This window comes from Emticicia sp. (genome assembly GCF_049241225.1).
GTDB lineage: Bacteria > Bacteroidota > Bacteroidia > Cytophagales > Spirosomataceae > Emticicia.
This window is the reverse complement of the sequence record NZ_JBMLRC010000034.1, coordinates 26,586-39,050: the sequence shown is the minus strand read 5'-3', so window position 1 is coordinate 39,050 and position 12,465 is coordinate 26,586. Positions and strand designations below refer to the sequence as shown.

Below are 12,465 nucleotides of genomic sequence, written 5' to 3'. Positions count from 1 at the left end.
TCACAAGAGGAAGTGACATGGTTGGTAAAAAAGCTGACGGTAGAGATTTACCAACTGTAAATATCAACGAGAAAACATTTGGTTTCAGAGTTGGAGCTCCAATCATCAAAGATAAATTATTTATTTTTGCAAACTTTGAGAGCTTTACAAGTTCTACACCTGCACTTACTTGGTCAGCTAACCGCTCTGGTGCAACTGGTAACGTATCTCGTACTACTTACGCTGACTTACAAGATTTGGCTGGTTTCATGAGTACTAATTTTGGTTGGGAAGCTGGTGAACTTGATGGTTTCAATAATGAAATCAATAGTAGAAAAGGATTGGTACGTTTAGACTATAACATCAACAACAATCATAAATTATCAGTGCGTTATTCACACCATGATTCTGGTTCAGATGCTCTCATTAGTAATAGTAACAGTAGTAACACTGCTGGTAATGGTAACCGTACAAACTCGGCATTAGCATTATCACCACAAAACACTGGTTATAAAATTGCTGATAACACTCGCTCATTTGTAGCTGAATTAAACTCTAACTTCAATGGTAAATTTGCTAACAACTTAATTGCTACTTACAATAAGCAAATCGAAGACCGTACGTACCGTACTGGTATTTTCCCAACGGTTGATATCTTGAATGCAGGAAGTACTTATACTTCAGTAGGTTTCGACCCATTCACGCCTAATAATAAATTGAATTATTCTACGTTCAACGTAACGAATAACTTGAGTTATTTTGCTGGAAAACACAATATTACTTTTGGTTTATCTTACGAAGCATTCCAATCTAACAACGTGTTCTTCCCAGCATCGAATGGTGTTTGGGTATTTAACTCTATCGCTGACTTCAAAACAGCTGCTTTGGCTTTTAAAGCTAATCCAAATCTTGCTGTATCGCCAGTTACTGTAAACCGTTTCAACTACCGTTATTCATTGTTGCCAGATGGTGGAGAGCCTTTACAAACATTGAAGCAAAATACATACTCAACTTACTTACAGGACGAATATTCTGTTAACGACCGTTTGAAAGTTACTGCGGGTGTTCGTTTAGATGTGTTTGACTATAATGATAAGTTGGCCGAAGACTTCAACAACCCAGTTGTAGCAGGTTTAACTTATAAAGATGAGAATAATGCTGACTTGAAAGTTTCAACAGGTGCTTTCCCAAGTAATAAAGTAATCGTAACTCCTCGTTTAGGTTTTAACTATGATGTGAAAGGTGATAAAAGCACGCAAATCCGTGGTGGTACTGGATTGTTCGTTTCACGTATTCCACAAGTATTGGTATCTAACCAATTGGGTAACAATGGTGTAAATACAGCGGTATTGAACTTTACAAATACAACTGCTTATCCGTTTACTACAGACCCAAGCCGTTATAAACCAGCAACAACAGATATCACGAGACTTCCAGCTTACGTAATCAATGCTTCAACAGATGACCTTAAAAATCCAATCATTTGGAAAAGCAGCTTAGCGATTGACCAAAAATTACCTTGGGGATTAATCGGTACAGTTGAAGGTATTTATAATGATAATATCCAAGCTCTTCGTTATATTGATGGTAACTTGAAGTCACCAACAAACAAGTTTAATGGCCCAGATACTCGTGACCGTTTCCCAGCTTCTGGTTTGTCAGGTGCTGCTGTTAACCCAGCACGTTTCATCAACACAGCTAATACAAACGCATTTATTTTGACTAATACTACAGAAGGTTTCTCTTACTCTTTAACAGCTAAAATTGAGAAAGTAGCTACTAAAGGTTTCAGTGGAATGATTGGTTATACTTATGCTAAAGCTAAAGATTTACAATCAGTTGCAAGTACAGTATTAGCTAATATCCCGACAGTACGAGGACAAAACTACTTGACTCCTTCTTGGTCAGATAACGATTTACGTCACCGTTTTGTAGGTTATGTAAACTATCGCATCAATTATGGTGGTAAATTAGGTGGTTCTACAATGTTTACTTTGGGTATGGTTTCAAACAGTGGCTTTAAAGTTTCTTACACTTATGGTAATGACTTGAATGGTGATGGTCAAAACAATGACCTTATCTTTGTTCCAAACAAAGCTTCAGAACTTACTTTCGCTCCATTGACAGTAGGATCGGGTGCATCGGCAGTTACTTTCTCAGCTGAACAACAAGCTACAGCATTTGAAACATACATCAGCAATCACCCTTATTTAAGCACAAAACGTGGACAATACTCAGAAAGAAACGGTGCTGCTGTGCCATCTTTAACTCGTTTTGACTTCACAGTTGAGCAAGATTTTTATGTAGCAACTGGCAAAAAAGGAAAGAAAAATACTATCCGTTTACGTTTTGATATATTGAACGCAGGTAACCTTCTTAACAACAAGTGGGGAGTTGCTATGTCAACAACAGGTACCAACCCGTTGAGCTTAGCTTCTATCAGTGCTGCTGGTGTTCCTTCTTACCGTATGGCTACACAAGTAGTAGATGGTTCAACTATCTTATTACGTGATGCTTTTGTGAAAAGTATTAACATCAATAACGTTTGGCAAGGACAATTCGGAATTCGTTATATTTTCGAATAATTCTTTCAAAAATGTATTTTACCAAAAACCCTCACTCTTTAGTGGGGGTTTTTGCATTATCCGACCCCTACAAACTATGAACAAACGACGTATCTTTGAGCAAAAAATCTTCTCATTGTTTTGTGATAACAAACATGACACACAGAAACTGGTGCGTTTATTATACGAACGTTTTGATGTGGAGAGTTATGATTATGAAGATGATGAGGTTTGGAATTTGGTTGAAAATTACTTTATCAATAAGGTAATTCCACACAAAATTGAAGTTCGTAAAGCTGGAATCGATTTTCTGAAAGAGAAATGGTTTATAGAGTTACTATCCTTATCGGATAACCCACATCCAAACGAACCAGTAGGGCAGTTTAAGTATAATCTTTGGAGACACGACCTTTCTAAGTTTTCAGTTCAAGAGGCCTACGGATATGCTGTACACGATTTCAAGAATCCTAAGCCAACCCAGTCTTTGTTCCAACGAGCGTGGCATCATCATAAATTACAAAATAGCCACCATCCTGAGTATTGGTTGAGTGTAGAACGCAACGGAACTACAACGCCTCTACCAATGCCAAGCATTTATGTAGCCGAGATGATAGCCGATTGGATTGGTGCTTCGATAAGTTACGGTACTAATTTTCAGGAATGGCTACCCAAAAACTTACCACAGTTTTTATGGCATCCATATACTGCCAATCTTACAGCTGATTATCTTTCAAAGATGGGATATAAGGTCAGAAAGGAAGAACAGAAGTTGTATTTAGAATAGATATTTCTTTGGGTCTGTACCGTAGGTCTGACCCAAAGGAATATAAAGATAATGGTCAGACCTGTGGAACAGCTCCGTATAAACCAGCAACCACTTCAACTACTTTATCAATTTCTTCGGCTGTATTATATTTTCCGAAAGAGAAACGTACATTTCCACGCTCTGGTTGTACATTTAAAGCTCCTAATACGTGCGAGCCAACATCCGAGCCACTTGTACAGGCACTACCTCCCGAACACGAGATTTGGGCTATATCGAGGTTGAAAAGCAACATATCGTTGTCTTCGCTTGGTGGGAGGCTCACATTCAGAACCGTGTAAAGGCTACGCTCTAAATTATCCGAGTCGCCATTGAATCGTACGTCTGGAATAGCCGCTTTCAGTTTTTCGATCATTCTGCTTTTTAAGCCTTCAATGTGCGTTTTGTGTTGCTCCATTTCTTTGTAGGCAATTTCGAGGGCTTTTGCCAAACCTACAATTCCATAAACGTTTTCTGTACCGCCACGCATATTGCGTTCTTGTGAGCCACCGTGTATGAATGGGTGAATTTTGCTATCGGCATTGATATACAAAAAACCTACACCTTTAGGGCCGTGAAATTTATGAGCAGCACCAACCAGAAAATCTATCTTCGTATTTTGTACATCGTGCTTATAATGCCCCATCGTTTGTACAGTATCCGAATGAAAGATTGCATTGTATTTTTTGCAGATTTCGCCTACTTTTTCTAAATCAATGAGATTACCGATTTCATTATTTCCGTGCATCAACGAAACCAAACTTCGTGGCTTTGTACTTAACAATTCTTCCAAATGCACTAAGTCAACGTGGCCTTTTTCATCAAGATTTACGAGACTTAGCTCAATTGTGCCTTGTTTTGCCAAATATTCAAGCGTATGTAGCACCGCATGATGCTCAGTTGGTGAAGTAATGGCGTGTTTGAGTCCAAAAGTATCAATGCTACAGGTAATGGCTGTATTATCAGCTTCCGTACCGCCCGAAGTAAAGAAAATCTCTGACGGAGAGGCATTAATAAGACCTGCTACGGTCTTACGTGCCTTTTCGATAGCCGAGCGTACTTGTCGCCCGTGCGAGTGAATCGATGAAGGATTACCGAAGTTTTCGGTCATTAGCGGTAACATTGCCTGCAAAACTTCATCATCAAGGCGAGTTGTAGCGGCATTATCTAAATAAATTTTAGGCATTGGTAAGGCGTGTAATGAATAATGTTTAATGCGTAACGATTAATGATTGAAACATTAACATACAAAAATAATATTTGGTTTTTAATATTACAACCCACTGTTTTGATAGACTAAGGCGAATATTATTTGGTTTTGTGCTATAAATGTGAAAATTTATAGCCTTTCTTGAAGGTGTACAACAATTACTGCGGACTGTTGACCCTCGACCGTGGACTAATTACAGCTCCACACTCACATTTCGCTTGAAGGCCGCCCCAAAATCAATCATTGATTCGGTTTTCAAGATTCCAGAAATATGGTCTATTTTATCATATAACACACTTCTCATATGTTCGTTCGATTTCGCTACAATTCTAATATAAAGTGTGTACTGCCCCGTAATGTAATAACACTCTGTCACTTCAGGAATTTTACGTAATTCTTCGATGATGGTTTTTGAATCAGAATCTTCTTTCAGCACTAAACCCGTAAAAGCACTCCATTCGTAGCCCAATTTACGTTCGTCGAGTATAATTCCTGCACCTTTTAGAATTCCGATTTTTTTCATACGAGTCACTCGCTGATGCACCATTGTGTTCGATATATTGAGGTTTTTGGCTATCTCGGAGTAGGGTTTTCTACCATCTTTTTCGAGTTGAATCAAGATTTTCTTATCAAACTCATCTAAATTATTTTCATTTATCATAAGTTAATATGCTTTAATATTGCTGTTTGTTAAAGAAAAAATTCTTTTCAATGTAATAAAAAAGTAAATATAACTTGTTTATGAAAATAATCAAGTCATTTTAACATATTTGAATCGTATTTCAAATATAAATTTATCAATGAGTAAAATGCTATTTTATCATTGGTCATTAATCATCAACTATCATGCTTACAGATATTTCACTCAGCGAACAACTAATCGAATTAGAAGAACGCTACGGAGCTCATAACTATCACCCAATTTCGGCCGTCCTTGACCGTGGAGAAGGCGTGTATGTTTGGGATGTTGAAGGCAAAAGATATTATGATTTTCTTTCGGCCTATTCGGCTGTTAATCAAGGGCATTGTCATCCTCGAATCATTAATGCACTCATAGAGCAATCGCAGAAACTCACGCTTACCTCTCGAGCGTTTTACAGCTCAATGTTGGGGCGTTATGAAGAATATATCACCAATTATTTTGGTTATGACAGGGTTTTGCCGATGAATACGGGCGTTGAAGCAGTAGAAACAGCTTTAAAACTTTGCCGCAAATGGGGCTATCAAGTAAAAGGAATTCCAGAAAGTAAAGCCAAAATAATATTTGCAGGAGGAAATTTTCACGGACGCACTTTATCGGTAATCTCAGCATCGACTGACCCAACTGCCCGTAAAGAATTTGGGCCTTACATGACTGGTTTCGAGACGGTTCCGTATAATAATATCGAAGCACTCGAAGAAGCACTCATGAGCGACCCCTATGTGGCTGGATTTATTTTTGAGCCAATTCAGGGCGAAGCGGGGGTAGTTGTGCCAGATGATGAATATTTAAGAGAAGCCTATCGTTTGTGCAAAGCCAGTAATGTGCTTTTTATTGCCGATGAAATTCAGACAGGTATCGCTCGCACAGGTAAATTGTTGGCTATCAATCATGTAGGTGTTAGGCCAGATGTGGTTATTCTCGGAAAAGCCCTTTCGGGGGGTGTATTGCCTGTATCGGCAGTTTTGGCTGATGATGAAGTGATGCTTACGATTAAGCCAGGCGAACACGGCTCAACTTACGGCGGAAATCCTTTGGCTTGTGCAGTAGCGATGGAGGCTCTACAAGTGGTAAAAGATGAGAATTTGGCCGATAATGCCGATTATTTGGGGAAAATTTTCCGTGCCGAAATGCAAAAATTGGTGAATGAAACAAATATCGTTACGCAAGTGCGTGGGCGTGGCTTGTTGAATGCAATTGTGGTAGATTCGCACGAAGATTCTGACTTGGCTTGGGATATTTGTATGAAATTTAAAGATAACGGCCTTTTGGCAAAACCGACGCATGGCAATAAGATTCGTTTGGCTCCGCCGTTGGTCATGAACGAATCTCAAATGTGGGACTGTGTCGAGATTATTTCCGATGTCGTAAAAAGTTTCTGATACTTCTTAAATATATTTTAAAAAAGCTCCAGACAAGGAGCTTTTTTTTTTGCATACTTTTTTTTAAATCTCTCTGTTACTTTTTCATTTAATATAGTCTGAATGGTATTATCACGAAAACTTTAAACAAAAACATAGCAAAATGGACTTATTAGGTTTAGTAAAAGAGCAACTAACAACTTCAATCGTTTCTAAAATTGGTGCCTTTCTTGGTGAATCATCAGAAAACACACACTCTGCACTTGCCAGTGCTTTGCCAGCTATCTTAGGTGGTGTTATGCAAAAGGCTTCAACAACACAAGGTGCATCTGATTTATTAAATACCATTCGTACTGGTGGGTATGATGGTAGCGTATTAAGCAATCTGGGAGGTTTATTAGACGACGTAAAAAGTACTTCAACTCTCGCATCGCTCGGTAGTGGTCTTTTAGGAAATATATTTGGTGATAAAATCGGTGCTTTAAGTAGCGTTATTTCAAATGCATCGGGTATCAAATCTGGCTCGGCTTCTTCGCTTTTAGGTTTGGCTGCTCCGATTTTGATGAATGTGTTGGGTAAGCAAGTTACCTCACAAGGCATGAGTACTTCGGGTTTCGCAAACTTATTGATGAGTCAGAAAGATTCTGTAAAAGCCGCGTTACCTGCCGGAATTGGTAGCATAATAAACACTGCAGGTTTAGGGGATTTCTTAGGAAGTGCTAAGTCGACTGTAGGTAGTTCTTTCGAAACAGAAAGTAATAATAATAATCCAAAATCTTGGTTGCCGTGGTTATTACTTGGTGCTTTATTGTTGGGTGCATTATACTATTGGAATAGTTGCCGTAATACTGAAAAATCAACTGTTACAGAAGTTGCAACAGAAGCGGCAACGGAAGCGGTTGCAACGGTTGATAGTGCCGCAAATCAAGCCGTAAATTCGTTGAAGAAAACACTTTCAACAGGAGTAGAGTTGAATTTTGGCGAAAAAAGTATTGAAAATGAGTTGATTAGCTTTATTGAAGATAAAACTAAGCCGGTTGATAAAACTACATGGTTTAACTTCCGCAACTTGAGATTCGAAACAGGAAGTGCCGTGATTGACTCAACATCTATGCAAGAAGTACGCAATATCGCTGAGATTTTGAAGGCTTATCCGATTGATTTGAAAATTGGTGGATACACCGATAACGTAGGCAAAGAGGCATCAAATCAAAAACTTTCAGCTAATCGTGCTGCTAGTGTGGTAAATGCTCTCGTTGGAATGGGCATTGATGCCAAACGTTTGTCGCCAGAGGGTTATGGTTCACAATTCCCAGTAGCATCGAATGATACTGAAGAAGGTAGAGCTCAAAACAGACGAATTGCTGTAAGAGTTACCAAAAAGTAATTCCCGATTACCCCAAAACAACAAAACACATACCGCTGAGGCTACTTCACGTAAGTAGCCTCTTTTTTTGCTACAATTTATATCATTTTGATGCGTGCCAAAACCATTTTGACTAAAATTCCGTAACTAATTATAGCAATAAAATAGGCGGAAGCGTATCTTTGTAGAATGAAATTACAAAATGATTTAATATTACGTGCCGCCAAGGGCGAGCGTGTTGAGCGAGTACCTGTCTGGATGATGCGTCAAGCTGGACGTATCTTGCCTGAGTACCGTGCTGTAAGAGAAAAAGCAGGAAGTTTTATAAAATTGGCCACAACCCCCGAAATGGCTGCCGAAGTAACGATTCAGCCGGTAGATATTTTGGGAACTGACGCTGCAATCATATTTTCGGATATTTTGGTTGTGCCAGAAGCCATGGGTTTACCTTACGAAATGGTGGAATCTAAAGGCCCCATTTTTCCGAAGGTTATTCAAAACAAAAAAGATATTGACGCTTTAAGAATAGCTAATCCCGAAAATGAATTGGCTTATGTATTGAAAGCGATTGATATCGTAAAGAAAGAACTAAACGGGCGTGTACCTTTATTGGGTTTTGCAGGAGCTCCGTTTACTATTTTCTGCTATATGGTGGAAGGAAAAGGCTCAAAAACCTTCTCGATTGCCAAGAAAATGTTGTATTCTGAGCCAGAATTAGCTCATGCGTTGCTACAAAAAATTACTGATACTACAATCGCTTACTTGAAAGCCCAAGCCAAACACGGAGCAGATTTAGTGCAGATTTTTGATTCTTGGGCAGGAATCCTTTCGCCTGACCAGTATAGAAAATTTTCGTTGCCTTACATTGCTCAAATCTGTGATGCCATCAATGAAGTGCCAGTAACGGTTTTTGCCAAAGGAGCATTTTTTGCGAGAAAAGAGATGTCGAAACTGAATTGTGATGTGGTGGGTTTAGATTGGAATATGGACATTACTGAGTCTCGCCGAATGATTCCTCACAAAACTCTGCAAGGAAATCTCGACCCGTGTGTGCTGTATAGCTCTTTCAAAGAAATTGAAAAACACACTAAAAAGATGATTAAAAACTTCGGTGGACAAAAATATATTGCAAATCTTGGTCACGGTGTATATCCTGATACCGACCCTGAGAAAGTGAAATGCTTTATCGAAACAGTGAAGAATTATACGATATAAAGTAGGACAAGTTTCCAACTTGTTTGTAACTAAAAAGCCCTACAAACTGAATATTGTAGGGCTTTTTTATTGGTTTTACGGCAAATTAAACCTTATCAGGTACAACATAAGGGGCTCGATACTTACGAGAGAGCATCGCATTTGCTTCTTTATCCCCAACGAAAGTTTCTTTGTTTGGATCGAAGTGCAATGTTCTGCCCAAACGATAAGAAATATTGCCCAAGTGAGCGATACTTGACGCTAAATGGGCTGTTTCCACTGGGCCGTTGAGCAGAGATTTGTCTTTAGCACGTACGGCATCAATGAAGTTTTTGTAGTGGTCGCCCCCTTCTTTTCGGGCCGGGCCCGGTGTACGTTCTTTTCCTAAAAAGGTTTTATAGTCATTATAGCCATTGATAACCATATAACCTTTATCTCCATAAAAAATATTACCAACTTCTACACCATCTTCTTTGTTTGTCATCCACGGACGCACTTCCATCTGAATGACTTTTCCTTGTTTTGGATAGTTGTAAGTCGTACTTAAAACTTCAGGTGTTTCTTTGCAGTCGTTCCAGAGATATTTTCCGCCCGCAGCCGTAATAGTTTCGGGCAAACCTACATCCAAACCCCACATACAAAGGTCGGTTTCGTGAATACCTTGATTTCCTACATCGCCATTGCCATATTCCCAAAACCAATGCCAGTTATAATGCACATAATTTTTGCTAAATTCTCTTGCTTGGGCTGGACCCTGCCACAAATCCCAATTGAGACCTTCAGGAACGGGCGATTTTCCCAAATCACCAATATCCGGACGCCACTTATAGACCGTTCCACGAGCCATGTAAACTTTCCCGATCAGTCCATCTCGCAAATGTTTGATGGCTTCTTGAATGGCTACCGAACTACGCAACTGCACACCGTGCTGTACGATTCGGTTATATTTACTAGCTGCTTCAACTAGTTTTCGGCCCTCAAAGATATTATGACAAGCGGGTTTTTCTACATACACATCCTTATCCGCCTGACACGCCCAAATAGCCGCCAAAGCGTGCCAATGGTTGGGTGTGGCAATACTCACGGCATCAATGCTTTTATCTTCGTAAACCTTGCGTAAATCTGTTTCGGTGTTTACTTTTTTGCTGTATTTTTCTTCAAAAGCCTTTGCCCCAGCTTTCAGCACAACGTTATCTACATCGCAGAGGGTAGCAACTTCTACGTTATCTTGTTTCATAAATCCCGAGATATGGTCTTTGCCTCGGCCATTAATGCCAATGACGGCCACACGAAGACGGTCGTTTGCACCGAAAGCCGTAGAGGGAATGATGGTAGGAATGGCCATCATGGCAAGCGAACTCGGAACGGTTGCCTTGAGAATATCTCGGCGAGTAAATTTTTTCATTGTTTGCTGAATAGTTTGAGGTTGAAATGATTGTAGAACAAGTTTCTAACTTGTTCGTATGAAATTTACAAAATATAGAACTCCCGAAAAAACAATTTACTGCCGCACAAGTTGGAAACTTGTGCTACTCTTTCGCCCCGATGATCTGATAAACTCGTCCATCGGCTTTGGTCATGATATACATTTCGCCTTGGGCATCAATGCCAAAGTGTAAGTCAATTCTATCATTACCACACAAATTTCTTAGTGTTTCGGGCCTTCCCTTAAGTGTTAGTTTCCACTCTTTTATTTTTGCTGTTTGTCCTTGTTTCAGGTCGGCTACATTCAGATAGAATAATCTTCCTGTTGGAATATCACCGAATAAATATTTGCCTTTTAATGCTGGAATCAAATTTCCCGTATATTCGTAGCCACCCGTAATGGCTTTCGCTTCGTCGTGGTCGAAAGTGGCTACTGGATAAGTTATGTTATAGGTTTTGTCATTGACCGGCAGAGGATATACTTTATTCATATCGCCGTCGGGATGAATTACAAATTTTCCTTCTCGAATCGGCCAACCATAGTTTCTTCCTGCTTCGATTTTATACAAAGATTCGATATTGGCATGACCTATATTTGCAGTGAGCATATCGCCTTTGCTTGTCCACATGATTCGGTGTGGGTTTCGGAAACCGCTCGCAAAAATTTCCCTCAACGCTTTTTTGTTGGCTGATTTTGCGTAAGGATTTGTGGCAGGAATACCATATTTGCCATTTTTACTATTTCTACCCGCTGGGTCGATGCGTAAGATTTTACCCCAAATTCGTTCTTCTTTATTGGTCAAGAAGGCGTAACCATTTTCGGCTGCTCCACCGTCGCCTATTCCTACATACAAAAGCCCATAATCAGTATCGCCTTTTTTAGCCATTGGATTAAAGGTAATTTCTTGCATACCATGAATTACCGAAACAACATTTATTCGCATCATTTCCCGAGGTTTTCCAGAAAAAACTCCCGAAGCAGGATTGTCAATTTTCCATTCACTAAGCACCCATTGCAACGAAACTTTTATCGAATCTGCGTAGGCAAAATCGGCTTTTGCTGAACCTGTTTTTTCGCTATGAGTAGTATAAAGTAAGCCATTATTCAAGAAATCTGGATGAAATGCAAAACTCCCAAAACCCGAAGCTAAGCCTGGTTGATGAATGAAGTTTGGCATTAATTGGGCAAAATCCATGTAAACAATAGGTGTATTACCTTCCATTTTGTAGAGTTTTCCTCGTAAATCATTGACAAAAAGTTGCTCAGTGTTTGGCTGAGGAGCCAATTTTGTGATACGAGTGAGTGGATATTTACCACCTTCGCTGGATACTGGAAATTGTGCAAATTGTTTTACATCAACGATAAGATTTGAAACTTCGATTGGTTCGGGAATCGGATTTTTTAGACCTTCACCATAATCTTTCTTGAAGTTATTTTTGATGGGTTTTGTGGTGGCCAAATAATCAACAATGGCATCAAGTTCGGCTTCTTGCAAATGGCTGTAAGAAGGCATTATTGCCTTTTTGTATTTCAAATAAACTTGTATTGCTCGTTCATCACCCGTTGCGATTAAATCTTGCGAGTTTTTGATAAATTGCTTCACCCAAGCTGGTGAAGTGACACTCGTAATACCCGATAGTCTCGGGCCAATTCCATCGGTTCTGATTTGATGACAACTGGTACAATTTTGAGTAAATAAGACTTGACCCTTGGCAATAGAAAGCGAATCTATCGGTTGATACAATATTGCTCTATTCTCTGCATTTTTAGCAAAAACGCTCAAATTTGCAAAGAAAAATAGCAGTTTTATATAGATGATAGTTCGTTTCATTAGGTAAATATTTAATCGAAAAACGGTATTTC

At 39.3% G+C, this 12,465-nt stretch carries 9 protein-coding genes; 5 read left to right on the top strand and 4 right to left on the bottom strand.

Annotated elements, in window-relative coordinates; genetic code table 11:
* Together ACOVO2_RS02060 and ACOVO2_RS02055 are read left to right on the top strand one after the other, a co-directional pair.
* Positions 1-2,564: TonB-dependent receptor domain-containing protein (locus ACOVO2_RS02060; RefSeq protein ID WP_421768375.1), on the top strand; the 2,564-nt coding region annotated here is incomplete at its 5' end.
* Positions 2,565-2,640: 76 nt separating this feature from the next.
* On the top strand, positions 2,641-3,327 hold the full coding sequence (locus tag ACOVO2_RS02055; RefSeq protein ID WP_421768374.1) for a DUF5662 family protein: 687 nt from the start codon (positions 2,641-2,643) through the stop codon (positions 3,325-3,327).
* 55 nt (positions 3,328-3,382) lie between these two features.
* On the opposite strand, the gene ACOVO2_RS02050 is transcribed toward ACOVO2_RS02055, so the two are convergent.
* Together ACOVO2_RS02050 and ACOVO2_RS02045 are read right to left on the bottom strand one after the other, a co-directional pair.
* Positions 3,383-4,531 (bottom strand): cysteine desulfurase family protein, encoded by a 1,149-nt coding sequence (locus ACOVO2_RS02050; protein WP_421768373.1) that lies wholly within the window; start codon positions 4,529-4,531, stop codon positions 3,383-3,385.
* Between the two features lie 217 nt (positions 4,532-4,748).
* Positions 4,749-5,216, bottom strand: coding sequence for an Lrp/AsnC family transcriptional regulator (locus ACOVO2_RS02045; RefSeq protein WP_350264656.1), 468 nt, complete (start codon positions 5,214-5,216; stop codon positions 4,749-4,751).
* A 185-nt stretch (positions 5,217-5,401) separates the two neighbouring features.
* On the opposite strand from ACOVO2_RS02045, the gene rocD reads away from it, so the two are divergent.
* The 3 genes from rocD to hemE all read left to right on the top strand — a co-directional run bounded on the left by rocD (position 5,402) and on the right by hemE (position 9,197).
* Complete coding sequence (gene rocD, locus ACOVO2_RS02040) at positions 5,402-6,637, top strand: ornithine--oxo-acid transaminase (RefSeq protein WP_421768372.1); 1,236 nt, start codon at positions 5,402-5,404, stop codon at positions 6,635-6,637.
* A gap of 142 nt (positions 6,638-6,779) precedes the next feature.
* Positions 6,780-8,003 (top strand): DUF937 domain-containing protein, encoded by a 1,224-nt coding sequence (locus ACOVO2_RS02035; protein ID WP_421768371.1) that lies wholly within the window; start codon positions 6,780-6,782, stop codon positions 8,001-8,003.
* A gap of 168 nt (positions 8,004-8,171) precedes the next feature.
* Entirely contained in the window at positions 8,172-9,197 is a 1,026-nt protein-coding gene (gene hemE / locus ACOVO2_RS02030) for a uroporphyrinogen decarboxylase (protein ID WP_421768370.1), read from the top strand.
* 85 nt (positions 9,198-9,282) lie between these two features.
* On the opposite strand, the gene ACOVO2_RS02025 is transcribed toward hemE, so the two are convergent.
* On the bottom strand, positions 9,283-10,581 hold the full coding sequence (locus ACOVO2_RS02025) for a Gfo/Idh/MocA family protein (RefSeq protein ID WP_421768369.1): 1,299 nt from the start codon (positions 10,579-10,581) through the stop codon (positions 9,283-9,285).
* A 124-nt stretch (positions 10,582-10,705) separates the two neighbouring features.
* Positions 10,706-12,433, bottom strand: a complete 1,728-nt coding sequence (locus ACOVO2_RS02020; RefSeq protein ID WP_421768368.1) for a PQQ-dependent sugar dehydrogenase — start codon at positions 12,431-12,433, stop codon at positions 10,706-10,708.
* Positions 12,434-12,465 lie beyond the last annotated feature (32 nt).